This window comes from Planotetraspora phitsanulokensis (genome assembly GCF_016863295.1).
GTDB classification, from domain to species: domain Bacteria; phylum Actinomycetota; class Actinomycetes; order Streptosporangiales; family Streptosporangiaceae; genus Planotetraspora; species Planotetraspora phitsanulokensis.
Genome location: NZ_BOOP01000001.1, coordinates 525,794 through 550,134, shown reverse-complemented (window position 1 = coordinate 550,134; position 24,341 = coordinate 525,794). Strand labels below are relative to the sequence as shown.

The following is a 24,341-nucleotide window of genomic DNA, read 5'->3' as shown; positions in this document are numbered from 1 at the left end:
CCGCGTCATGACCACAGTGGAGAACCGCCGCGTCGTGCTGGGCGTCGGCGGCGCCGCGGTGCTGCTCGCCGCGCTCGACGCGTACGTCGTGGTGACCGTCCTCACCGAGGTCGCAGGGGACGCCGGCGTCCCGCTGAACCATCTGGAACGCGCGACGCCGATCGTGACCGGCTTCCTGCTCGGCTACATCGCGGCGATGCCGCTGCTCGGCCAGCTGTCCGACCGGTACGGCAGACGCGTCCTCATCCACGCCTGCCTGGCCGGGTTCGCCACCGGGTCGTTGATCACCGCGCTGTCCACGGGCGTGCCCGGCCTCGTCGCGGGCCGTACGCTGCAGGGCGTCGCGGGCGGTGCGCTGCTCCCGATCACCATGGCCCTCATCGGAGACCTGTGGGACGAGCGTGGCCGGCCGGTGGCCCTGGGCGCCGTCGGCGCCGCGCAGGAACTCGGCAGCGTCCTCGGCCCCCTGTACGGCGCGGGCGTGGCGGCGCTGGCGGGCTGGCGCGGAATCTTCTGGATCAACATTCCCCTCGCCCTGCTCGCAGCGGTCGCCGTGCACCGGGCCGTGCCTGCCGGGCCCCGCGGGACCGGCAGGATCTCCGTGCGCGTCGACGTGGTGGGCGGCGTCCTGCTCGCGCTCGCCCTCGGGCTGCTCGTCGCGGGGCTCTACAACCCGTCGCCGGACGCGTCCGTGCTGCCGCCCTGGGGCCTGCCGTGCGTGGCCGCCGGGATCGTCGTGGCGGTCCTGTTCGTGGCCTGGGAGATCCGGTCGCCGGTCCGCCTGCTCGACCTCACCGGAATCCCCCGGCGCCCGTTGCTCGCGACGCTGGGGGTGAGCTTCCTCGCCGGGGCGGCGCTGCTGGTCACGCTGGTCGACGTCCAGCTGGCCGCGCAGACGCTCATGGGCAAGGACACCGTGCCCGCCGCGCTCGTGCTCACCCGTTTCCTGGCCGCGCTGGCGGTCGCCGCGTTCCTCGGCGGCATGCTGACCCGCCGGTTCGGCGAGCGCGCCGTGGCCGCGGCGGGGATGGCGGTCGCCGCCGTCGGCTACGTGCTCATCTCCCGCTGGCCCGCCGACCTCGCGGCGGCCGGCCTTCGGGTGGACGTCGACCTCGTCATCGCCGGTCTCGGCCTGGGCGCCGTCATCGCGCCCGTCTCGTCGGCCGCGCTTCGGGTCGTGCCCGCCGTACAGCACGGCGTGGCCTCTGCCGCGGTCGTCGTGGCGCGGATGATGGGGATGCTGCTCGGAGTGGCGGCGCTGTCGGCCTGGGGCTTCCACCGGTTCCAGTCGCTCACGGCCGACCTCGACACTCCGCTTCCGATGGGGATGGACGCCGCCGAGTTCACCAGGAAACTGGCCGACTACACCACCCAGGTCAAGGCCGCGCTGCACGTCGAGTATTCGGAGATCTTCCTGATCACCGCGGTGCTGTGCACGGTCGGCGTGCTGACGGCGCTCGCCCTCCCCCGGCGCACGCCTCAGGCCTGAGGACGGCTCACGAGCGCAGGTAGGCGAGCACGGCCAGCACCCGCCGGTGCTGGTCCCCGTCTTCCGCGTGCAGCCCGAGCTTGGTGAAGATGCCGCGGATGTGCTTTTCCACCGCGCCGTCCGTGACGACGAGGCGGCGGCCGATGGCGGGGTTCGACCGGCCCTCCGCCATGAGCTCGAGGACCTCACGCTCGCGCGGGGTCAGCGACGCGAGCGGGTCGCCCCGGCGGCGCCGGACCATGAGCTGCGCCACGACCTGGGGGTCGAAGACCGTACCCCCGCCCGCGACCCTGCGCAGGCCCTCCATGAACTCCTCCACGTCGACGACGCGGTCCTTCAGCAGGTAGCCGACCGCACCCTTGGCGTCGGCCAGCAGGTCGTCCGCGTAGGACACCTCGACGTACTGGGACAGGATCAGCACGGGCGCCCCGGGGACCCTGCGCCGGGCCTCGACGGCCGCCCTCAGCCCTTCGTCGGTGAACGTCGGCGGCATCCGCACGTCGACCACCGACACGTCGGGACGGTGCTCGGCGACGGCCTCGACGAGGTCGTCGCCCGTGCCCACCGCGGCCACGACCTCGCAGCCGAACTCCTCGAGCAGACGTACCAGGCCCTCCCTGATCAGGACGGCGTCGTCGGCGACAACTACCCGCACGGAACCTCCGCCGTGATCGAAGTGGGCCCGCCGGCCGGGGACCGCACGGTCAGCTCGCCGTCCACTCCGCGCAGCCGCTCGGCGAGGCCGGACAGGCCGTGTCCCTTGGCGACGTGCGCGCCGCCGACCCCGTCATCGCCGATCGTGAGCATCAGCGTGTCGCCGATCCTCGTCAGCGTGACCGAGCACATCTCCGCCCGGCTGTGCTTGGCGACGTTGGTGAGCGCCTCGGCCGTCACGAAGTAGACGGTGTTCTCGATCAGCGCGGGGAACCGTTCCTCAGTCTGGACGTCGAGCTCCACGGGCACCGTGCAGCGGCCCGCCAGCGCGGCCAGCGCGGGAGCCAGGCCGCGGTCGGCCAGGATCGGCGGCGCGATGCCGCGCGAGAGCGCGCGCAACTCGTCCAGCGTCTCCCTGGTGGCGGTGATCGCCTTGCCGATGGTCGACTGGGCGGCGGCCGCGTCCTTCTCCAGCTCGCGCTGCGCCCGGGACAGCTCCATGGCCAGGTGCACGAGACGCTGCTGGGGCCCGTCGTGGATGTCGCGCTCCAGCCTGCGCAGGGCGTTCGCCTCGGCATAGGCGGCGGCGTTGCGCCCCTCGGTCAGGTCCTCGATGCGCTCCTGCAGTTGGGCGACGCCGGTCAGCAGCGACTTGCCGAGCGACGCCTGGAGCAGCGCGCAACCGCGGATCACCGGGTACAGCGTGAGCGCCGCGATGACGCCGAAGGACACGTTCAACAGGCTTTCCGGGACGTACCCGTGACCGAGCCCGATCAGCTCGGCGAGGCCCTGGTTGTCCGGGATGTTCGCGAGCACCCACCCGTAGAGCGGATAGGTCAGTCCGGCGATCGCCATCGACCACCACGTGACCGTCACGCAGAAGGTCACGATGGCGACGGGGAAGCCCACCAGGGCATGGAGGATGTCGAGCCACGGCTGGGCGCCGGCGAGCGGGGTCAGCGTCTTGCGGAACCAGCCCGCGCCGGGCGGGGACTGAGGATAGCGGGGCCTGGGCACCTCCGTGCCCAGGACACCGCGCATCCGCACCCGCTCGATCTCGCCCATCCCCCGCGCCGCGAGAGCGGTCAGCACGAGGATGGGCACGCCCAGCCAGACGACCAGCATGCCGGCACCCGCGGACAGACCTGTCACGACCAGGCAGAACGCGACGATCGCGAGGGGAAACCCCACGAGGAGGTACACCGAGTCCCCGGCGAGTCGGGAGAGAAGTCTTCGCATGTCCCCCACGCTAAGCAGCCGGAGATCTCCGATCGATCCCGTGTTCGGGAGTGTTCAGGGTAGGGAATACCCTACTTCTTCTTCCGCTTCTCCCTGATCTTCATCGTGACCTCGATGGGCGAACCGGCGAAGCCGAACTCCTCGCGGAGCCGGCGCTCGAGGAAGCGGCGGTAGGTCTCCTCGAGGAACCCCGAGGTGAACAGCACGAACTTCGGCGGCTCGGTGGACGCCTGGGTGGCGAACAGGATCTTGGGCTGCTTGCCCGAGCGCACCGGCGGCGGCGTCGCGCGCAGCAGGTCGGTGAAGAACTGGTTGAGCCGGCCGGTCGGGACGCGCGTGCCCCACGAGTCCAGGGCCCGCTCGATGGCCGGCACCAGCTTCTCGACGTTGCGGCCGGTCTTCGCGGAGATGTTGACCCGCAGCGCCCAGGGCGTGCGGACGAGCTGGCGGTCGATCTCCTTCTCCAGGTAGTACCGCCGGTCCTCGTCGACGAGGTCCCACTTGTTGAAGGCCACGACCATCGCCCGGCCCGACTCGATGACGAGGCCGAGGATGCGCAGGTCCTGCTCGGTCAGCACCTCGGAGGCGTCGATGAGGACGACGGCGACCTCCGACCGCTCCAGGGCGGCCCGGGTGCGCATGGCCGCGTAGAAGTCGGCGCCCTTCAGCTCCCGGTCACGGCGGCGGATGCCCGCGGTGTCGATGAAGCGGTAGGTCCTGCCGCCCAGCTCCACCAGCTCGTCCACCGGGTCGCGCGTGGTCCCCGCCATCGGGTCGACCAGCACGCGCTCCTCACCCGCCACCCGGTTCAGCAGGGACGACTTGCCGACGTTGGGCTTGCCCAGCAGCGCGATCCTGCGCGGGCCCCGGTGCTCGCCGAAGGTCTGGGGCGGCGTCTCCGGCAGCGCGTCGAGCACGATGTCGAGCAGGTCGCCGCTGGACCTGCCGTGGAGGGCGGAGACCGGCTGCGGCTCCCCGAGACCCAGCGACCACAGCCCGGTCGCCTCCAGCTCCATCTGCTGGTTGTCGACCTTGTTGGCCGCGAGTACCACGGGCTTGCCGGAACGGCGGAGCACGGCCCCCACGGCCTCGTCCGAGTCGGTCACGCCGACGCTGGCGTCCACCACGAACAGCACGACGTCGGCCAGCTCGGCGGCGATCTGGGCCTGCTCCGCGATGCGCAGCGCCATGCCGGTGGCGTCCGGGTCCCAGCCGCCGGTGTCGACCAGGGTGAAGCGGCGGCCCCGCCACGTCGCCTCGTAGGTCACCCGGTCGCGGGTCACACCCGGAACGTCTTCGACGACCGCCTCACGACGGCCGATGATGCGGTTGACCAGCGTGGACTTGCCCACGTTGGGCCGGCCGACCACCGCGACCACGGGGAGCGGGCCCGCGTCGGGTCCCGCCGCCTCACCGGTCTCGCCGTCGGAGTACTCGGACTCGTCCTCGGAGAACTCGCTCTCGTCGTAGGAGAACTCGTCGAAGTCCTCGTCCCCGGCCTCGACCCAGCCGCTCTCGTCGCGGTACTCCCCCGTCACGTCCCTGCTCATCGCTTCCTCTCCCGATCCGGAGAGGATCAGGCTCTCTCCTTGACGAACCGCAGGACCTCGGCGATCACGTCGTCCAAGGTCAGCGGTGTGGTGTCCAGCTCGATCGCGTCCGCCGCCATCGCCAGCGGGTCGGCCTTCCTCGTCGAGTCCAGCGTGTCCCGACGCGCCATCTCGGCCTTCTGCGTCTCCACGGTGGTCCCGGTCAGCTCGGCCGTACGGCGCTGCGCACGGGCGTCGGCGCTCGCGGTCAGGTAGACCTTGACGGGCGCGTCCGGCGCCACGACGGTGCCGATGTCGCGTCCCTCGACCACGATGCCCCCACCGGGCAGGGACTCGGCGATGATCTCCTGCTGAAGGGAGACCAGCCGGCGGCGGACCTCGGGAACCGCGCTCACCGCGGAGACGGCGCCCGTGACCTCGGGACCGCGGATCGGGCCGTTCACGTCGACGCCGTCGACGGTGACGCCCGGGGCGTCCGGGTCGGTGCTCATGACCAGGGACGGCTCGCCCGAACGCTCGGCGATCGCCCGCTGATCGGCGAGATCGACCTCCTGCTGGAGCATCCACCAGGTGATCGCGCGGTACATCGCACCCGTGTCCAGGTAGCGCAGGCCCAGCGCGCGCGCGACACCCCGTGAGGCGCTCGACTTGCCGGACCCCGAAGGGCCATCCATGGCGACGACCAGACCCGACACGGTCTCTCCTTTGCTTTTCGCGCCCCTTCGAGCTGTCGCCCCTGAGGCTACCGGGATTCGGCACCCAACCACGCATCGGAGCGTGGCCGGCCCCCGCCGGGGACCGGGCCTCCTGCGTCGGTTCAGGGGTTCCCGAGCAGCCGGGTCGACCTGTCCTCCTGAGCGAGCCTGCGGAGGGAGGCGAGGACGGTGTCGCCGACCGCCGTCCACACCACCACGGCCTCCGCGACGCTGTCGAGGTCCCCCCTGCGGGCGACCGTCTCGATCTCGGTGTCCGCGAGCCGCTCAGCGGTCTCCGCGTAGGAGTCCAGCAGCTCGAAGTAGTCGTCCTGGTCCAGCCTCCGCAGCGTGGCGAGCGCGTCGGCCAGCGTGCGGCGGGCCGGGTTGGTCGCCTTGACCTGCCAGCCCCGCTTGGCGATCAGCTCGTCCACCTCGGCCACGGCCTCGTCCCACGCCTCGTCCTCCACGTACTCCCTCGCGGGGGTCATGGCGTACTGGGCCTTGCCGATGGTGTCGAGCTCGGACAGCCCCGCAGAGAACATCAGGCGGAGCGCCTCACGTGCGGAGGCGATCGACAGGCCGCCGATCTCGACGAGGGCGCGGGCCAGCTTCAGCCTCTTGACGTGCGCCTCGCCGTACTGGGCCTGGTTGGGCCCCGTGCGCTCACCGGCGGGGACGAGCCCCTCCCGCAGGTAGTACTTGATCGTCGGGATCGGAACGCCGGTGCGCCTGCTCAGCTCAGCGATCCTCATCGTCCCTCTCCCTCACCGCGTGCTCCCAGGATAGGACCGCCCGCCATGCGGACGGGCGTGCGCGGCGGCCGGCGGCTTGACGCACGAAGCGGATAGCGCCACTATCCATAATATGGATAGCAATACTTTCCACTATCCATACTGGGGAGGCTTTCATGTTCGGCACTCTGGGCAGGTTCGCCGGCAGACGCCGTCGGTGGATCATGGTGGGAACGCTGCTGCTCGTCGCGTTCGCGGCGGTCTGGGGAACCGGCGTCTTCGGCCGCCTCGGCGGCGGCGCCGGCTTCGACGACCCCGGCAGCCCGTCCGCCCACGCGGACAGACTGCTGGCAGGCCCGCTCGGCCGCCACGCCAACGACGTGGTCGTCCTCTACGAGAGCGACAGGCTCACGGTGGACGACCAGGGCTTCGCCGGTCCGGTTCAGCGGGCCCTTTCGAGCGTGCCCCGCGGCGACGTCATCCGGCTCGACTCCTACTGGTCGACGGGCTCGTCCTCGTACGTGTCCGGGGACAGGCGCGCGACGTACGCCGCGGTGCAACTGCGGTCGGCCGACGACCAGGAGCGGGTCCTGCAGCTGAGGAAGATCCAGGACAGTTTCCGCGCCGACGGCCTCACCGTGCGGTTCGGGGGCACCACGGCGATGACCGACCAGGTGAACAGGCTGACGCTGCGCGACCTGGCGCTCGCGGAGGCCGTCTCGATACCCGTTCTGCTGATCCTGCTGATCGTGATCTTCCGAAGTCTCCTGGCCGCCGCGCTTCCGCTGATCATCGGCCTCACCGCGGCTCTCGGATCGCTGGCTCTGCTCCGGTTCGTCACGTTCTTAACCGACATCTCGACCTTCGCCATCCAGGTCATCACGATCCTCGGCCTGGGCCTGGCCATCGACTACGCGCTGCTCGCCGTGACCCGGTTCCGCGAGGAGTTGGCGGCGGGCGCCACGGTGGAGGCGGCGGTGGAGCGGACCATGGCGACCGCCGGCCGCACCATCGCGTTCTCCGGCGCCGTGGTGGCCGTGTCCTTCGCGGGGCTCACCCTGTTCCCGTCGCGGTTCCTGCTGTCGATGGGCTACGCGGGAGCGGGCACCGTCGTCATGGCCGTCCTCGCCTCGCTCACGGTGCTGCCCGCGCTGCTCACCGCCATGGGGCCGCGGCTCAACCCGGCCAGGGCGCGGACGGGCGACCCGGCGGCCGGGCGGTGGTACCGGACCGCCCACGCCGTCATGCGGCGCCCGTGGCGGAACGCCGTCGTCATCGTCGTCGTGCTCGGCGCGCTCGGCCTGCCGTTCCTCGGCGTGAACTGGGCCCGCCCCGGCGACTGGGTCCTGCCGTCGAGCGCCGACGCCCGCGTCGTCACCCAGGTGATGACGGAACGGTTCGCCGCCGACCCGGGCAAGCTGGTGACGGCCGTGGTCGAGTCGCCCCGCCCCGCCGGCCGGGCCGCCCTCGAGGCCTACGCCGCCCGTCTGGACGGCGTGCCGGGGATCGAGGGAGCGGCGGTCACGGGTGTCAGTGGCGACCAGGCGAGGATCACCCTCGGCTACTCGATGGACCCGATGTCCCGCGACGCCCGGCGCATGGTCGCGGATCTCCGGGCGGTCGCCCCGCCCGAGGGCGGTACGACGTCGTTCACCGGAATGCCGGCCTCCCGGGCGGACATCGTGGACATGGTCACCTCGAGGCTGCCGTGGATGGCCCTGTTCGCGACGGCGGTGTCGTTCGTGGTGCTGTTCCTGGCGCTCGGATCCGTGGTGTTGCCGATCAAGTCGGTGCTGCTCAACCTGCTCTCGCTGGGAGCGGCCTTCGGCGCGATCAAGCTCATCTTCCAGGACGGCCTGCTCGACGGCCTGCTGGGACTCGAAGCCGTGGGCGCGGTGGACGTGAACTTCCCCGTGCTGATCGTCGCGATCGCCTTCGGCCTCGCCGTGGACTACGAGGTGTTCCTGCTGTCACGCGTCCGGGAGGAGTACGACCGGACGGGCGACGTGGCCGAGTCGACGGCGCTCGGACTGCAGCGGACCGGCCGCGTCATCACGAGCGCGGCCCTTCTGGTGGCCGTGGTCGTGGGCGGATTCGCCCTGTCCGGCATCGTCTTCATGAAGATGGCCGGGGTGGGGCTGGTGATCGCCGTGGTGGTGGACGCCTTCGTCGTGCGGGCACTGCTCGTCCCCGCCACGATGCGGCTGCTCGGCCGGTGGGCGTGGTGGGCGCCCGCACCGCTCGCCCGCTGGTGGCGTCGCCGTGGCGCGGTCGGACACGGTCACGCGGCCTCGCCCGCCGCGAGGCCCGCCGAGGTCGCACGTCCCACGTGAACGCGTGTACGGCCGGGGAGCGCGGAGATCAGACGGGCAGGCCAGACGGGCAGGTCAGACGGGCAGGTGCCACCCGCGCTCGCGCAGGCCGTCCGCGAGCGCGGCCGCCGCCTCCGGCTGGACGTACAGCTCCGCCGCGCCGAGAGGCAGGCCGGGGGCGTGCTCCAGCCGGATGTCCTCGATGTTGACGCCGGTCTCGCCCGCCGCCTGCACGAGCCGGGCGAGCTCGCCGGGGCGGTCGCCGATGACGACCTGGACGACGGCGTAGGTGCGGGCCGGGCCGCCGTGCTTGCCGGGGATCCTGCCGGTCCCGCGGACGCCGCGTTCGAGCAGATCGGTCACCCCCGCGACGGCCGTACCCTCGCCCGCGAACGCCCGCAACGACCTGGCCACGGCGGACAGGTCCTCCACCAGGGCCTCGAGGACCTCGGCGACCGGGCCGGCGTTGCCCGTCAGGATTCCGGTCCACAACGACGGGTCGCCCGCCGCGATGCGTGTGACGTCCCGCACGCCCTGTCCTGACAGGCCGAGAGCGGTGTCGGACGCCTCCGACAACTGCGCGGCCACAGCCGCCGCGGTGACGTGAGGTGCGTGGGAGATGACCGCGACGGCCCGGTCGTGTTCCTCCGCGCCGACCCGCACGGAGTTCCCCCCGCACAGTTCGACCAGCTCCTGGACCGTCTCCACCGCCTGCTCGGTGGTCTCCGCCGACGGGCACAGGGCCCAGGGGCGGCCGAGGAACAGGTCGGCTCTCGCGGCCGCGGGCCCCGAACGCTCCCGCCCCGCGAGCGGATGCCCGGCCACGTAGGTCGACAGGTCGCACCCCAGCTGCGCAGCCTGCTCCAGCGGGAGGACCTTGACGCTGGCGACGTCGGTGTAGACCCGCGCGACATCGTTCTTCTGCAGGTCGAGCAGTTGCTGCGCGACGAACCGCGGGGGCACGGCGATGATCGCCAGATCCACGGTGCGGTCGGCCGGCCACTCCTCCCCCGCGCCGAGCTCCCGGGCGAGCCGTCCGGCCGCGGCGTCGCGGTCGGTGAGGAAGACCCGCACTCCCCGCTGACGCAGCGCGAGGGCGATCGATGTGCCGATCAGCCCGGTTCCGACGACGACGGCACTGCCGATCGTCGCACCCTCGATGGGAGTCATGGTCCTCGTCGTCCTAGCGTGCCTTCTCGTCCGGGCGGGCGACCGCGCCGGTCACTGGGCGATGTCCACCCGCAGGGCGACCGCGCCCCGCAGGTACACGTGCTGGATGTCCTGGCGGGGCCGGTCGGTCTCCACGTGGGCCATCAGGCGCACCACCCGCGGCAGTGCGCCCGGCACGGCGATCTCCGAGGCGCACAGCAGGGGGACATCGTGGAATCCCAGCTTGCGGGCCGCGAGGGCGGGGAACTCCGCGGTCAGGTCGGGCGTGGCCGTGAAGATCACCGAGATGACGTCATCGGTCGTGAGCCTGTTGCGCTCCATCACCGCGGTCACCAGTTCGGTCGTGCCCGCGATGATCGAGTTCCGATCGTCGCCGTCGACCTGGATGGCTCCCCGGATGGCCCGGACCATGTCGTTCCCCTCCCACCAGACTGCAGTGACGGGTCCGCTCCGTCGCGGCCCATCACTGTGACCTCCCAGGACATTGTGCCCGACTCGCGAAGTTCGCCGCCGGACGGGCCGGATTAGAGGCCGACCGCCGCATAGAGCTCGCCGACCTCCTGGACGCTCAGTGTCCGGATCGTGCCCGGCTTGAGACGGCCCAGCTTGACCGGGCCGAACTCGATGCGGGCGAGGTCGATCACCCGGTGCCCGGACGCCTCGAGCAGCCTCCTGACGATGTGCTTGCGCCCCTCGTGCAGGATGATCTCGACCAGCGCCTGCTGCCCGTGCTCCTGGACGACGTGGAACTCGTCCACCTTGGCCAGGCCGTCCTCGAGCTCGATTCCCTTGCGCAGCACCCGGTGCAGGTCGCGCGGAACGGGACCGGGCACCTTGGCCCAGTACTTCTTCTGCACGCCGTAACTCGGGTGGGTCAGCCGGTGGGCGAGCTCTCCGTCGTTGGTGAACAGGAGCAGGCCCTCGGTCTCGGTGTCCAGCCGTCCCACGTGGAACAGCCGGGTGTTGAGGTCCTGGACGTAGTCCTGGAGGCACGGACGGCCGTCCGGGTCCTCCATGGTGCTCACGACGCCGATCGGCTTGTTCAGGGCGTAGTAGACGAGCTCGGGCGAGGTCGGGATGCGCTTGCCGTCGACGTGGATGACCTGCTTGACGGGGTCGACCCGGGCCCCGAACCTGCGGACCACCTGGCCGTCGACCGTGACCCGGCCGTCGCCGATCATCTCCTCGCTGGCCCGGCGGCTGGCGATGCCGGCCTGCGCGAGGACCTTCTGCAGCCGCTCGCCGCCCGGCACCTCCGTGGTGTCGCGCTCGTCGACGTAGTCCGCGTCGTAGAAGTCCGGGTCGCGCAGCGGCTGCCGGGAGGTCTTGAACGGGTTCTCGCCGGCGTTCCCCGCACCGCCGCGCGCGCCCGCCGGGCCGCCACCGCGCGTTCCGTACGGCTTGGCCTCCGACCTGTTTCCTCGGGGCGCGCCCGCGCGCAGGTCGCGGCGAGAGCTGTCCCTGCCGAACCGGGCCCGCGAGCCGCCGCGCTCGCCTCCGCCGCTCCGGCCGGCCCCGTCGCCGCGGGCACCGCCACGGCGGGCGCTGTCGCCGATCGTCTGGACGTCGTCCGACCGGTCGTTCCTGCGGGAGTAACCGGTTCGGGCGCCACCGCGGTCGGCCCGCAACCCCGGCCTGTCCTGCCCGGAAGGGCGGCCACCGCCACGCCGATCATCACGCCGGTCCCGGCTCTCACCCTGGTCACGCCGGTCACGACCGCCGTCCCGGCCGGCCGCGCGCGCGTCGTCGCGCCGGGGCGCGTACCCACGGTCGGAGCCGCGGTCGTCACGGCCGAAGCCGCGGTCGGATGAGCCGGAGCCACGCCCGAAGCCGGGACCACGGCTGGGGCCACGGTCCTCACGGCCACGGTCATCGCGGCCACGGTCATCGCGGCCGAAGCCACGGCCCTCACGGCTCTGCTCGTCCCGCCCGAAGCCACGGCCACGGTCGTCACGGCCGAAGCCACGGCCCTCACGGCTCTGCTCGTCCCGCCCGAAGCCACGGCCACGGTCGTCACGGCCGAAGCCGCGGTCGGATGCGCCGGGACCCCGGCTGAAGCCGCGGTCCTCACGGCCACGATCCTCACGGCCACGGTCGTCGCGGCTGAAGGCGCGGTCGTCGCCGCGGCCGCCGCGGTCGTCCTGACGGCGGTCGCCGCGGGCGCCGTCCTGCTGGCCGTACCTGCCTCGTGAACCGCCGCGGTCGGCGCGGAAGGAGTCACGGGATGAGTCGCGGTCGCCGCTCCTGTAGCGGTCCCTGTCGCCGTCAGGCCTGCCGTACGAGCCGCCTCGGTCGCCTGAATCGCTGTAGCGGGATCCGCCGTCGTAACGGGATCCGCCGTCCCTGCGGGATCCGGCGCTGTCCGCCCGGTAGCCGGAGCCCGTCTCCGAGCCGCGGGAACCGCCGCGCCTGTCGTCCTGGGGGCGTCCCTGGGATCCACGGGATCCGCTCCGGAACCCGCCGCCCGATCCGCTTCTGGGCGAGTCTCCCGAGCGGCCGCCCGACCCTCTTCTGGCGTCTCCGGCACCGCGTCCGAACCCGCCGGTTCCTCCGCGCTGGCCGGTGTTCCGGCTTCGACCGCGTCCATCACCGGACGGGGTAGGCCTGCTGTTCACTTCTGCTCCTCTAGGGTTTCCACGTTGTCCGGGAGGAAGGGGGCGAGTTCAGGAAGCTCTCCGAGCTCCTTCAGCCCCAGCCTCTCCAGGAAGTAGCTGGTCGTCCGGTAGAGCACGGCCTGGCTCTCCGGATCGACCCCGGCCTCTTCGACGAGGCCTCGCGCGAGCAGCGTCCGCATGACGCCGTCGCTGTTCACACCACGCACCGCCGCCACTCTGGCCCGGCTCACCGGCTGCCGGTAGGCAACCACGGCGAGCGTCTCCAGTGCGGCCTGGGTCAGCCGCGCCTGCTGGCCGTCCCGGACGAACCGCTCCACCAGCGGGGCGCACTCCGCCCGTGTGTAGAAGCGCCAGCCGCCCGCCACTTCCCGCAGGTCGAAACCCCTCCCAGCGGCGGTGTATTCCGCGGACAGGGCGCGCAGGGCCGCGGTGACCTCGTTCGTGGGGCGCTCCAGGACCTGGGCGAGCGTGATCTCGGCCACGGGCTCGTCGACCACCATCAGGATCGACTCTAGCGCCGCGCCGAGGCTGGGCCCCACGCCCGCGGCGTCCTGGTCGTCCTCCCCTGGGGTCTCGTCCGCCTCGTCCTCGCCTGCCCCGGTGGTCTCGTCAGCCCCGAGGGCCTCCTCCGCGCCGGCCTCGTCGGCCTGGGTCGCGTCGGCCCTGGCGGCCTCGTTCTCCTCGCCGAGCTCATCCGGCTCGTCGGGGATGTTCTCCATCCGGCTCGCGACCTGGCTCGGAACCAGGGCCGGAACGCCGGCGGCCGCGCCTTCAGCGCCATCGGGCTCATCCGGCACGTTCGCCTCACGCCCGACGGGGCCGGGGGCGTCGCTGCGTTCCATAACTCCTCGTTCGTCGTCGTCCGGCGGGTCGCCGTGTTCGTCGTGCCGCGGCTCGCCCTGATCATCGCGCAGCGTGCTCATGGTGCCGGAACACCGCGACGGCCGTCACGATCGTCGCGGCCGTCACTCCGGAGAGCGGGTGCGGAGCTCCCGGGGGTCCGGTCGGTCCGGCTCATTCATCCGGCCCTTCTGCGGCCCCGCCGTCCCCGCGCTCCCCGGCGGCGCCCGGCTTGCCGTCGTCGTAGTCGTCTCCGACGGTGACGTCGCCGTCGTCGGCGCCCGTCCACGTCACGTGGAGGTCGCCCAGAGGCTCGACCTGCTCGAAGGAGACCGCGGCCTCCCGGAAGAGCTCCAGGACGGCCAGGAAGCGGGCGACGATCTCCCACGTCCCCGCGCAGTCGGCTGTCAGCGACCGGAAAGTGGCCCTCTTCACCCGCCTCAGCCGTTCGACAAGGATAGCGGCCTGCTCGCGCACGCTGGCGAGCGGTTGATACATGTGGCTCACCGACACCGACGGCGGCGCCTTGGGCGTGAAGGCCCTCGCCGCGATCTTCGCCAGCTGCTCGGGCCCGATGCCGAGCACGAGCTCGGGCAGCAGGTCGGCGAACCGCTTCTCCATGGGCACGGCCCGCGGGAAGCGCAGGGCCTCCTCCGCCATCCGGCCAGAGAAGATCTTGGCGACCTCCTTGTACGCCCGGTACTGGAGCAGGCGGGCGAACAGCAGGTCACGGGCTTCGAGGAGGGCGAGGTCCTCCTCATCCTCCACCTCGCCGGTGGGCAGGAGCCTGGCCGCTTTCAGATCGAGCAGCGTCGCCGCGACGAGAAGGAAGTGGCTGGTCTGGTCGAGGTCCCATTCGGGGCCTCGCGACCGGATGTACGCGATGAACTCGTCGGTGACCTGGTGCAGGGACACCTCGGTGATGTCGAGCTTGTGCTTGGAGATCAGTCCGAGCAGCAGGTCGAACGGGCCCTCGAAGACGTCCAGATGCACCTGGAAGCCGTCCGGCGCCGGGCTCTCCCGCTCGGTCTCCTGCTCGATCACGCCTCCCATTCTCCCTCACACGGAGGACCGCTGCCGAAGGCCTGGGGAATCCATTTCGACGGCCTGCGACGGCCGAACATCTCGCTTTTCTCAGACCAAGAACTCGATACGGGTCATTCGGACCCGCGATGGCCGGATGAATCATCGGCAACTCGCCGAATCCGACATATTCGACCGGCTCGAATGAGCCTGGAATCGGCGGCACATGGCCCCAAATCGACAAAACCGGGATCGCCTTATAGCGAATGAAGACTCGTGACTCAGGCATGGGAATCAAGGGCAGCATTCTCCATGGAACCCTTCGAGCAAATTCGACGAATTTGGACGATTTCTCATCGTCGACGAACCCATTCATACCCTGTCAACGAAGAGACAGCATTGTCGCGACTATGGCCGGTTACCCCTTGTTCGCAGCCGCTTCAGCGGTTCACGGATTTGATTCTCTCGAATCACAAACGACATGGAATGCGACGGCTTCTAGTAGCAACAGGCGTGCTTCCACTCCCGGCTCCGGCAAGAGCATCCGGGCATTGGGGTGGCGACTACGGCGAGCGGCGCCATATTGGCACTTGCATGCCAAACACCGGTACGTGCCATCGTCGGCGCGACAGAGGCGACCCCTATCGAAGCGAGAGGCAACGAGTTCGACAACCCTCGCGCGATTCGCAATGTCATTCGTATTGCCGAAAGTTCGCGGCATCTGAGCAGAATGCTCCACGACGACGATGACGGATACAGCGGAAAGCACTGCCCGGGCGGCGGCGACGACTTCGCCGGCGGGCGCCATCGGCATTCCGCTCCCGCTCGGCGGGTTCCTCGCGCCAGGAAACCGGGGCGGGCCTCCTGCCCACCCGGCGAACTGCACGACGTTCGTGGATCACACGCCGCCGTCGAACTGAGTTCGCTGAAAGACAACGAGTGCCGCACCAGGCGACGGCCCGGCACGGCACTCGCCGTTTGTCACAGCAGGTCAGCCTGTGGAGAGCACACCCGGGCGGCCGACGGAGGACGGCTGCTCTACACCTTCTCGACGGGAAGATGCTCGCGCGCCCAGCGGGAGATCTGGTCCAGCGCCGGCATGAGCGCCTCGCCCCGTTCGGTCAGCTGATAGGACACCGTGACGGGCGGTCCCTCGCAGACGGTGCGGGTGACGAGTCCCATCTCGGTCAGCTCCGACAGACGGTCGGAGAGCACCGAGTCGCTCACTCCCCCGATGGCACGTGACAGTTCGCGGAATCCGGCGGGACCCGGGCGGAGGCAGCCCAGCACCACAGCGCTCCAGCGTTTCCCCAGAACCGAGAAGGCCCTCGTCAGCGCGTCGTCGAGGCGCTTAGAACACTCCACCTCGGTGGGTGCGGGGGGCTTGGGCGTCACGGTCGCCATCCTATCCGCTCCCTTGTCACTTCGACTTTCCTAGCTGCTACTCTTCGCCTCGTCACCACTAAATGACAAGTGAGAGGACGAGCATCGTCATGACCAGCAACACCGGTGGACGCCCGAGCGTCGTGGTCGTGGGCGGCGGATACGGCGGCGTCAACGTCGCCAAAGGTCTCGACGACGTGGCCGACGTCACCCTCGTGGACGCCAGCGAGATCTTCGTGCACAACGTCGCGGCATGGCGGGCCCTGGTCGAGCCCGTCTGGCTGGAGCGGATCTTCATGCCCTACGACCGCCTGTTGAAGCAGGGGCGGTTCCTGCGTGACCGTGCCGTGGCGGTGGACGGCCGGCGCGTCACTCTCGAATCGGGGAGGGAACTCGAGCCCGACTACCTCATCCTGGCGACCGGGTCGACGTATCCGTTCCCCGCCAAGACGGACGCGCCGAACGCCGAGACGGCACGGGCCAGGCACCGGGCCGCGCACGACGAACTCCGGCGCGCCACCCGAGTACTGCTCGTCGGCGCCGGCCCCACCGGTCTGGAGCTCGCGGGCGAGATCAAGGCGTTCTTCCCCGACAAGCACGTGACGATCGTCGACGTCGGCGCCGACATCCTCCCCGGCCCGTTCGACCAGTCGCTCCGCGACGACCTCCGCCGCCAGTTGGACGAGATCGGCGTCGAGGTCAAGCTCGGCACCGCGCTGACGGCGCTGCCGGACACCGTTCCCGCCACGTTCGGCGAGATCACGGTCGCCACCGAGGACGGAGACAAGCTGACCGCCGACATCTGGTTCCGCTGCTTCGGCCTCACGCCGCAGTCCGGCTATCTGAAGGGCTCCCTCGCGGACACCCGCGACGCGAACGGCTACCTCCGCGTCGACGAGCATCTGCAGGTGATCGGGCACGACCGCGTGTACGCCCTCGGCGACATCACCGACGCCGACCGAAACACGGCCGGCGCCGCGAACTACCAGGGCCAGCTGCTCGCGGGAAATCTCCGGACACTGATCACCGGAGAGGGCGAGCTCGGCACGTGGCAGCCGCTGCCGCCCATCATCGTCGTGCCGCTCGGCCCGGAGAAGGGCGCCGCCTGGCTCCCGGGCGAAGACGGCGTCGGGAAGCTGGCCGGAGCCGACGTGACCTCGGCGGTCAAGGGCAGCGCGATGCTGGTCGACAACTACAGCGCGCTGTTCGACGGTCCTGGCGGCACGCGGTCCTGATCGAGCCGCGCGGGGGCCCCGGCTGCATCGTGGCGCGCGGGCCCCGAGCGGACCCGGCCCGTACGGCCACGCCGCCCTATGGTGACGTGGCCTGCGGGCACCGGGCCGAGACTCCCCCAAGAGCCCCTCGGCCTGGGCGGGGCTGGCCTAGCCGGAGCACACCCGGCGCGTACGGTCCCGAAGCGGGGGCTCGGAACCGCGCGTGGTGTCAGACCCGGGAGGGCCACCTGACGAGCAGCTCACGAGCCAGTTCGCGATAGGCGGTGGCTCCCATCGAACCCGGGTCGAACTGGGTGATGGGCTCGCCGGCCAGGGTGGCGTCGGGGAACCGCACGGTCCGGTTGATGACGGTGTGGAAGACCTTGTCGCCGAAGCCCTGCATGATCGTCGCCAGCACCTCGCGCGCGTGCAGGGTGCGCGGGTCGTACATCGTGGCCAGCAGGCCGTCGATCTCAAGGTCCTTGTTCAGGCGCTCCTGCACCTTGCCGATCGACTCCATCAGCAGCGCGACGCCGCGCAGGGCGAAGAACTCGCACTCCAGCGGGATCATCACGCTGTGCGCGCAGGTCAGCGCGTTGACCGTGAGCAGGCCGAGGGACGGCTGGCAGTCGATGAGCACGAGGTCGTAGTGCGGCAGGAGCGGCTCGAGCGCCCGCTGCAGCGCGTACTCGCGCGCCACCTCGTTCACGAGCCTGATCTCCGCGCCGGACAGGAAGATGTTGCTCGGCAGCAGGTCCATGCCCTCGACGGAGGTGTTGAGCAGCACGTCGTCGATCGTGACGTCCGGCTCCTCCATGATGAGGTCGTACATGGTCGACTCGAGCGGCCGCGGATCGATGCCGAGCCCGACGGAGAGCGCGCCCTGGGGGTCGAAGTCCACGAGCAGCACCCGCTGGCCCACCTCGGCCAGCGCGGCGCCCAGGTTGATCGTGGTGGTCGTCTTGCCGACGCCGCCCTTCTGGTTCACCATGGCGACGATCCGCGCGGGACCGTGCGTCTCCGGCGGTGTCGGCTCCGGGAATACGGGACGAGGGCGACCGGTCGGCCCGATCTCACCGCCGGGAGTCCCCGCGGTCCACGTCGCATCTGTGGTCGCAGTCAACTGACGAACCTCCCTGATGGACCGAACCTGATCGAATTTAGAGCGTAGGCCCCCATGCGGCAAGGCGGCGCGCCAGGGCCTGCGATATTCAACGCCATATTCGGCGTGGAGCCAAATACGTTCAGCGCCGCGCCCGGGGGTGGGCCGCGGCGTAGACCTCGCGGAGCCTGTCGACGGTCACGAGCGTGTAAACCTGTGTCGTGGTGACCGAGGCGTGGCCCAGCAACTCCTGCACAACCCTAACGTCGGCGCCTCCGTCAAGGAGGTGGGTTGCGAATGAATGCCGCAACATATGCGGAGAAACACCGGAAAGGCCCGCCCGCTCCGCCGCCGCCTGGAGGACCTCCCAGGCGCCCTGACGGGTCAGCCTGCCCCCTCGCGCATTGAGGAACAGCGCGGGCGTCCCGCGCCCGTGAGCGGCGATCTGGGGCCTCGCCCGGACCATGTAGGCGTCCAGGGCCCCGCGGGCGAACCGGCCCAGCGGGACGATCCTGGTCCTGCCGCCCTTGCCCCGCAGACGGACCTGGTCGTGATCGGGCTCCTCGCGGTGCGAGACGTCGTCGACCGCCAGCCCCACCGCCTCGGAGATCCGCGCGCCCGTGCCGTACAGGACCTCAAGGAGCGCGCGATTGCGCAGGGTCAGCGGCGCGTCCTCCGGGCCGGCGGCGGCGATGAGGAGTTCCACGTCGGCCACCGTGATCGCCTTCGGCAGCCTGCGCAGCTGGCGCGGCGGCCGGACCTCGTGCGCGGGGTCGTGATCCGTCACGCCCTCGCGGACGGCGAAGCGGTGCAGCCCGCGGACCGCCGAGACCGCCCGGGCCGCCGAGCTGGCGACCAGGGCGGGGTGCTCCTCGTCGCCCTCCCTCAACGAGGTCAGGAAGGCGACGACGTCGGACTCGGTGATCCGCGAGAAGGAGTCGATTCCCTGCGCCGCGAGATGGTCGAGGTAGCGCCGCAGGTCACGACGGTATGAGGCGAGCGTGTTGGCAGCCAGGCCCCGCTCCACCGCCAGGTGCGCGAGGTAGCTGGACAGCACCGCCTCCGGCTCGCTCAGAACGTCCCCCTACGGACTCATGCCTCCGGAGCGTCGGCGGGACGAAGGCCCTTGAAACCGTCGGCGGAAGCGGCGTACGCGGCGAGAATACCGGCGACGGCCGGAGAATTGTGGATCATTCCTTTCAGGGCCCTGTCCACCGCGTCGCCCAAGGGGATCCAGATCGCCGGCATGTCGATCTCCTCGTCCTCCCGGACGAACGCGTTCTCCTCGTCCGGCAGGGGGCTGACGTCGCGGGCGAGGAAGACCCGGATCCGCTCGTCGCTCATGCCGGGCGAGGTGTAGAGGTCGACCAGCGTGTGCCAGGTGGCGGCCCGGTAGGCCGCCTCCTCGGCCAGCTCACGCGCGGCGCAGTCCACGAGCGGCTCGCCGGGCACGTCGCGGATGCCCGCGGGCAGCTCCCAGAGCAGACGGCGCATCGGGTGGCGGTACTGGCGGATCAGCAACACGCGGTCGTCCTCGTCGAGGGCGAGCACCGCGACCGCCCCCGGGTGGACGACGTAGTCGCGCTTGGCCACCGAACCGTCGGACATCCGCACCGCGTCGGTCCGCACGGAGATCACCCGTCCGGAGAAGTGCTCCTGCGAGCCGGTGATCTCCCAGCTCTCCTCGGAATCTTCCACGTTCACTTGCTACGGCCCGCCTTCGCAACGCTCTCACGGACGTCGGCGTACACCCGGGCCGCCTGAACCAGCCCCTTGAACAGCGGATGGGCCCGGGTCGGCCGCGAGCGGAACTCGGGGTGGGCCTGGGTGCCGATGAAGAAGGGATGCTGGTCGGCCGCCAGCTCGGCGTACTCCACCAACCGGCCGTCGGGCGACAGCCCGGAGAACACCATACCGATCTTCTCCAGCCGCTCACGGAAGGAGTTGTTCACCTCGTAGCGGTGGCGGTGCCGCTCCTCAACCCGGGCCTTGCCGTACAGCTGCCGGGCGAGGGAGCCGTCGGCGAGCGCGGCCGGGTAGAGGCCGAGCCGCATGGTGCCGCCCATGTCGCGGTCGCCGGAGACGACGTCCTCCTGGTCGGCCATCGTCGAGATCACCGCGTCGGCCGTGTCCGGGTCGAACTCGGTGCTGCCCGCGTCCGCGATGCCCGCGAGGTTGCGCGCCGCCTCGATGACCATGCACTGCATGCCGAGACAGATGCCGAGCAGCGGGATCTTCTGCTCGCGCGCGTGGCGCACCGCGCCGACCTTGCCCTCGATGCCGCGTACGCCGAAGCCGCCGGGGATGAGCACGCCGTCGACGCCGTCGAGCTCACGCGCGGCCCCTTCGGGCGTCTCGCAGTCGTCGCTCTTGACCCAGCGGATGTTGACCCTGGCATCGTTGGCGAAGCCGCCCGCGCGCAGCGCCTCGGTGACGGACAGGTACGCGTCGGGGAGGTCGATGTACTTGCCGACCAGCGCGATCGTGACCTCCGTGGCCGGGCGGTGCACCCGGTGCAGCAGCTGGTCCCACTCCTTCCAGTCCACGTCGCGGAACGGCAGGCCGAGCCGCCTGACGACGTACGCGTCGAGACCCTCGGTGTGGAGGACCTTCGGGATGTCGTAGATCGAGGTCGCGTCCACGGCCGAGACCACGGCGTCCTCGTCCACGTCGCACATCAGGCTGATCTTGCGCTTGAGCGAGGTCGTGATGGGCCGGTCGGACCGGCACACGATGGCGTCGGGCTGGATGCCGATGCTGCGCAGCGCGGCCACGGAGTGCTGCGTCGGCTTGGTCTTCAGCTCGCCGCTCGGGCCGATGTACGGCAGGAGCGACACGTGGAGGAAGAAGACGTTGTCGCGGCCGACCTCGTGGCGCACCTGGCGGACGGCCTCCAGGAAGGGCAGCGACTCGATGTCGCCGACGGTCCCGCCGACCTCGGTGATGACCACGTCGACGTCCGGCCCGGCCATGCCCCGGATGCGGTCCTTGATCTCGTTGGTGATGTGCGGGATGACCTGCACGGTGTCGCCGAGATACTCGCCGCGGCGCTCCTTGGCGATCACGTTCGAGTAGACCTGGCCGGTCGTCACGTTGGCGGAGCCGTGGAGTTCGGTGTCGAGGAAACGCTCGTAGTGGCCGACGTCGAGGTCGGTCTCGGCCCCGTCGTCGGTGACGAACACCTCGCCGTGCTGGAAGGGGTTCATCGTCCCCGGATCAACGTTGAGGTAGGGGTCGAGCTTCTGCATGGTGACCCGCAGGCCCCGCAGTTTGAGGAGGCGGCCAAGGCTGGAGGCTGTGAGCCCCTTGCCGAGGCTGGAGGCGACGCCGCCGGTGACGAACAGATGCTTGGTCAGTGCTGGCCTGGAGTGGGCGTCGCTGCGCAAGAAGGGCTCCCGTGGTCGTTGTCTTTGCTCGGCCGCCAAATCGGCGACCGCCATGCCACGGGCTCTCAGAATATCAAACGCTTTACATGATTGGTGCCCCTACGTGCGCGAACCCACCATGGTCAAGGGCGGGACCAGCGGGTACCTTGTCCCGTTATGTCGATCGTGAAGCGTGTCGTGGGCCGATTGGCCCACCGGGGGTGGGCCTACCTGCGCGATGCGGCCGCGCTCAGCCCCGGCTCCACGGGCGGTTACCGGTTCCGGCGCCTCGGTGAGGGGGCATGCGTCTCCTTCCCGCTCGGCGCGATCTTCGGCGAGGCGTGGATCGAGATCGGGGACCACACGCTGATCGGGGAGCGGGTCTCGATCTCGGCCGGGATGGGCCCCGGCGTGGATCTCGGACCCGGGTCGATCGTGCGGATCGGCCGCGCCTGCTCGATCGGCAGGGGCAGCCACATCGTCGGGCACCAGTCGATCGACATCGGCGACGACGTGTTCACCGGCCCGTACGTCTACATCACCGACCAGAACCACGTCTACGACGATCCCGAGAAGCCGATCGGACGGCAGTGGCCGCGCAACAATCCCGTCTCGATCGGTTCGGGCTCGTGGCTGGGCACGGGGGCGATCATCCTCCCGGGCACGCGCATCGGCCGCCAGTCGGTCGTCGCGGCCGGGGCGGTCGTCCGCGGCGAGTTCCCCGACCACTCGGTCATCGCGGGCGTCCCCGCAAAGATCGTCCGGCGGCATTCCCCTGAGCGGGGATGGCACAGCCCGCTCCTGCCGGTCGAGCCGGTCTCCCTCCCCGATCCCCGTACGGCACCCGGCGTGTCCGCCGCCGGAACCGGCACCGCCTGAGCCGCATCCTCCCGACCAGGGCCGATCCGGCCGGCGGGACGCCGTCGCCCGATCAGGAGACCGGTTCACCGGAAATGACCGGGATAAGCGGCTATGAAGGAGTTTCCGTTCCCCGAAGATTGGGACGGCGGAACGGGGACACAGGGGCAGAATCGTCCGTTGGTGTCTGCGCGAGATCGTCTCGCACTGCGTGGAGGTGCTGATGTTCGCGGCTCTGACCGGGCTCGGCCTGTCGACGGCGGCGGGGCTCAACGCCTACATCCCGCTCATGGTCGTCGGCCTGCTCGCCAACTTCACCGACGCCGTACGGCTGCCGCAGGGCTACGAATGGTTGTCCAACGGCTGGGTGCTGACGATCATCGGGGTGCTGCTCGTCGCCGAGTTCGTGCTCGACAAGGTCCCCGTGGTCGACCACGTCAACGACATCGTGCAGACGGCCGTACGGCCCGCCTCCGGAGGCGTGGTGTTCAGCGCCACCGCGGCGGCGGCCAAGCTCGACAACTCCACCTGGATGGCCGAGCATCCGGCGGTCGGCTGGGTCCTCGGCATCGTGGTCGCCCTGGCCGTGCACCTCGTGAAGTCGGGCGCCCGGCCGGTCGTCAACGCGACCACGGCCGGATTCGGCGCTCCCGTCGTCAGCACGGTCGAGGACGCGAGCGCGCTGGGCATGAGCCTCGTCGCGATCTTCCTGCCGGTGCTCGTCATCGTGGCGATGGCGGTGCTGGCGCTCGCCGGATGGCGGTTAATGGTCCGGGTGCGGCGCTATCGGGAGTCCCGCAGAGCACGCACGGTGCCGCCGCCGGGGAGCGTCAGCGGCTGAACTCCGCCGACACAGCGTCGACGAGCGCCGCGACCTCCTCCCGGGTGACCCCACTCTTCAGGAGAGCGGACATCCGCTGCGCCTGCCGCGTCGTGGGGAGCGCCCCGGCCAGCAGGAACGGCAGGAACAGGCTCCTGCCGAGCAGTTCGGGCGCCGAGATGCCGTGCGGGCGGCGCACCACGGAGACGTTCACCCGGATCGCGTGCTCGTTCCCCGGAGGGACACCCGACCGGTCGGTCTCGATCGCCGCGTAACGGAAGCCGTGCGCCAGGTCGCACCCAGGACAGCCCGCCAGGCCCCTTCCCAACCGGTCGCCGCAGTCGTCGCAGGTCAGCCTGTCGAGCGCGGCGTCGAACACCCGCCAGTCGTGCCGGTCGGGCTCCTCGGCGACCATCTCGGCGACGGCCCGCTCGTCCCCCGCGGTCCGCCCGTCACCGGCCGCCCCGGTGCTCCCCGCGCCGGGCACGTGGCCTCCCGCGCCCCGCGCGTCGAGCTCGCCCGCTCCGGCGCCCTGAACGCCCGGCCGCGTGCCGAGCATCCGCGTGAGGAACTCCCGCCAGGCGTCCTCGACGATGTCGTCGACGAGCGCGGCGCAGCGCGCGCAGCTCGGCGCTCCGCCGTACTCCCAGCCGCCGCAGGCCGTGCACCGCCGCAGCGGCTCACCCACAGCCGGTCTCACGCGTCAGCTCCGGGCGCCCAGGGGCGCGCCTTCGGTGTCGTGCGGAGCGTCGCCTGGGGTTTCGCTTCGGGGTTTGCGTGGGGTGTCGCCCGAGGGCGCTGCACCGGACGTTTCCTTCCGTGCCGTGCCGCGCGAGGAGCCCGCGGCCAGGATCGGCGCCACGTCGGGCGCCGGGTCTGCGGCCGGGCCGGGCGCGGCGCCGAGGACGGCGGTCAGCAGTCCGGGGAATCGCCCGTCCAGGTCGCCGCTGCGCAGGCTGACGTATCGCTGGCGGCCGCTGGGGACGTTGCGGATCACCCCGGCCTCACGCAACGTCTTGAGGTGATGCGAGAGCGTGGACTTGGGGATCTCCGCGCCGGCCGGCTGGCACGCCGCCACCTCGATCGGCCCCTCGACGAGCGACCGCACGATCGCCAGCCGCGACGGATCGCTCAGGGCGAACAGCACGTCGGTCAGGGCCAGGTCCGCCGCGTCCGGATGCGCGAGCTCACGTGAGTTTCCACTCATAGTTCGAGAATAGTTGAACCGACGCGCATCGGGGGCGTACTCTCCAACAGTTCGAAAATTTTGGAACTTTAAGG

The 24,341-nt window shown here is 70.9% G+C and carries 22 protein-coding genes; 5 read left to right on the top strand and 17 right to left on the bottom strand.

Annotated elements, in window-relative coordinates:
• Positions 1-7: 7 nt before the first annotated feature.
• Entirely contained in the window at positions 8-1,489 is a 1,482-nt protein-coding gene (locus tag Pph01_RS02525) for an MFS transporter (protein WP_204071210.1), read from the top strand.
• Between the two features lie 7 nt (positions 1,490-1,496).
• On the opposite strand, the gene Pph01_RS02520 is transcribed toward Pph01_RS02525, so the two are convergent.
• From Pph01_RS02520 to Pph01_RS02500, 5 genes are all read right to left on the bottom strand, one after another.
• Positions 1,497-2,144 carry a response regulator transcription factor gene (locus tag Pph01_RS02520; protein WP_204071209.1) on the bottom strand — a complete coding sequence of 216 codons (648 nt, stop codon included), beginning with the start codon at positions 2,142-2,144 and terminating at the stop codon, positions 1,497-1,499.
• Positions 2,135-3,382, bottom strand: coding sequence for a sensor histidine kinase (locus Pph01_RS02515; protein WP_204071208.1), 1,248 nt, complete (start codon positions 3,380-3,382; stop codon positions 2,135-2,137). Before Pph01_RS02515 ends, Pph01_RS02520 begins: the two co-directional genes overlap by 10 nt.
• Positions 3,383-3,453: 71 nt before the next feature.
• Positions 3,454-4,932 (bottom strand): ribosome biogenesis GTPase Der, encoded by a 1,479-nt coding sequence (der, locus tag Pph01_RS02510; protein ID WP_204071207.1) that lies wholly within the window; start codon positions 4,930-4,932, stop codon positions 3,454-3,456.
• Between the two features lie 26 nt (positions 4,933-4,958).
• Positions 4,959-5,606, bottom strand: coding sequence for a (d)CMP kinase (gene cmk, locus Pph01_RS02505; RefSeq protein WP_204071315.1), 648 nt, complete (start codon positions 5,604-5,606; stop codon positions 4,959-4,961).
• 143 nt (positions 5,607-5,749) lie between these two features.
• Complete coding sequence (locus tag Pph01_RS02500; protein WP_204071206.1) at positions 5,750-6,379, bottom strand: MerR family transcriptional regulator; 630 nt, start codon at positions 6,377-6,379, stop codon at positions 5,750-5,752.
• 155 nt (positions 6,380-6,534) lie between these two features.
• On the opposite strand from Pph01_RS02500, the gene Pph01_RS02495 reads away from it, so the two are divergent.
• Positions 6,535-8,691, top strand: coding sequence for an MMPL family transporter (locus Pph01_RS02495; RefSeq protein ID WP_204071205.1), 2,157 nt, complete (start codon positions 6,535-6,537; stop codon positions 8,689-8,691).
• 54 nt (positions 8,692-8,745) lie between these two features.
• Here the strand turns inward: Pph01_RS02495 and Pph01_RS02490 are convergent, their stop codons facing one another.
• The 6 genes from Pph01_RS02490 to Pph01_RS02465 form a co-directional block, all read right to left on the bottom strand.
• Positions 8,746-9,840, bottom strand: coding sequence for a prephenate dehydrogenase (locus tag Pph01_RS02490; protein WP_204071204.1), 1,095 nt, complete (start codon positions 9,838-9,840; stop codon positions 8,746-8,748).
• Between the two features lie 51 nt (positions 9,841-9,891).
• Positions 9,892-10,251 carry a chorismate mutase gene (aroH, locus tag Pph01_RS02485; RefSeq protein ID WP_203880467.1) on the bottom strand — a complete coding sequence of 120 codons (360 nt, stop codon included), beginning with the start codon at positions 10,249-10,251 and terminating at the stop codon, positions 9,892-9,894.
• Positions 10,252-10,364: 113 nt separating this feature from the next.
• Positions 10,365-12,455 (bottom strand): pseudouridine synthase, encoded by a 2,091-nt coding sequence (locus Pph01_RS42580; RefSeq protein WP_239116367.1) that lies wholly within the window; start codon positions 12,453-12,455, stop codon positions 10,365-10,367.
• Positions 12,452-12,994: an SMC-Scp complex subunit ScpB gene (scpB, locus tag Pph01_RS02475; RefSeq protein ID WP_275412789.1), complete on the bottom strand. Its 543-nt coding sequence runs from the start codon at positions 12,992-12,994 to the stop codon at positions 12,452-12,454. Before scpB ends, Pph01_RS42580 begins: the two co-directional genes overlap by 4 nt.
• A 475-nt stretch (positions 12,995-13,469) precedes the next feature.
• The gene (locus tag Pph01_RS02470) at positions 13,470-14,348 is read right to left on the bottom strand and encodes a segregation and condensation protein A (protein WP_204071203.1); all 879 of its coding nucleotides are present in this window, start codon (positions 14,346-14,348) and stop codon (positions 13,470-13,472) included.
• 1,008 nt (positions 14,349-15,356) lie between these two features.
• Complete coding sequence (locus Pph01_RS02465) at positions 15,357-15,713, bottom strand: winged helix-turn-helix transcriptional regulator (RefSeq protein ID WP_204071202.1); 357 nt, start codon at positions 15,711-15,713, stop codon at positions 15,357-15,359.
• A 98-nt stretch (positions 15,714-15,811) separates the two neighbouring features.
• Between Pph01_RS02465 and Pph01_RS02460 the strand changes: the two genes are divergently transcribed.
• The gene (locus tag Pph01_RS02460; RefSeq protein WP_204071201.1) at positions 15,812-16,936 is read left to right on the top strand and encodes an NAD(P)/FAD-dependent oxidoreductase; all 1,125 of its coding nucleotides are present in this window, start codon (positions 15,812-15,814) and stop codon (positions 16,934-16,936) included.
• A gap of 208 nt (positions 16,937-17,144) precedes the next feature.
• Here Pph01_RS02460 and Pph01_RS02455 read toward each other — a convergent pair whose 3' ends face one another.
• From Pph01_RS02455 to pyrG, 4 genes are all read right to left on the bottom strand, one after another.
• Positions 17,145-18,038 carry a ParA family protein gene (locus Pph01_RS02455; protein WP_425570109.1) on the bottom strand — a complete coding sequence of 298 codons (894 nt, stop codon included), beginning with the start codon at positions 18,036-18,038 and terminating at the stop codon, positions 17,145-17,147.
• 121 nt (positions 18,039-18,159) lie between these two features.
• Positions 18,160-19,074: a site-specific tyrosine recombinase XerD gene (gene xerD / locus Pph01_RS02450; RefSeq protein WP_239116365.1), complete on the bottom strand. Its 915-nt coding sequence runs from the start codon at positions 19,072-19,074 to the stop codon at positions 18,160-18,162.
• 35 nt (positions 19,075-19,109) lie between these two features.
• Positions 19,110-19,715 carry an NUDIX domain-containing protein gene (locus tag Pph01_RS02445; RefSeq protein WP_239116364.1) on the bottom strand — a complete coding sequence of 202 codons (606 nt, stop codon included), beginning with the start codon at positions 19,713-19,715 and terminating at the stop codon, positions 19,110-19,112.
• 2 nt (positions 19,716-19,717) lie between these two features.
• Positions 19,718-21,457: a CTP synthase gene (gene pyrG, locus Pph01_RS02440; RefSeq protein WP_275412786.1), complete on the bottom strand. Its 1,740-nt coding sequence runs from the start codon at positions 21,455-21,457 to the stop codon at positions 19,718-19,720.
• A gap of 102 nt (positions 21,458-21,559) precedes the next feature.
• Here pyrG and Pph01_RS02435 point away from each other — a divergent pair, with 102 nt between their 5' ends.
• Positions 21,560-22,261, top strand: coding sequence for an acyltransferase (locus tag Pph01_RS02435; RefSeq protein ID WP_204071200.1), 702 nt, complete (start codon positions 21,560-21,562; stop codon positions 22,259-22,261).
• Between the two features lie 202 nt (positions 22,262-22,463).
• Positions 22,464-23,081, top strand: coding sequence for a DUF4126 domain-containing protein (locus Pph01_RS02430; RefSeq protein ID WP_204071199.1), 618 nt, complete (start codon positions 22,464-22,466; stop codon positions 23,079-23,081).
• On the opposite strand, the gene Pph01_RS02425 is transcribed toward Pph01_RS02430, so the two are convergent.
• Both Pph01_RS02425 and Pph01_RS02420 read right to left on the bottom strand, forming a co-directional pair.
• A complete protein-coding gene (locus Pph01_RS02425; RefSeq protein WP_204071198.1) occupies positions 23,071-23,760 on the bottom strand; it encodes a hypothetical protein in 690 nt (229 codons plus the stop codon). The genes Pph01_RS02430 and Pph01_RS02425 overlap by 11 nt on opposite strands.
• A gap of 3 nt (positions 23,761-23,763) precedes the next feature.
• Positions 23,764-24,267 (bottom strand): ArsR/SmtB family transcription factor, encoded by a 504-nt coding sequence (locus Pph01_RS02420; RefSeq protein WP_204071197.1) that lies wholly within the window; start codon positions 24,265-24,267, stop codon positions 23,764-23,766.
• Between the last annotated feature and the right edge of the window lie 74 nt (positions 24,268-24,341).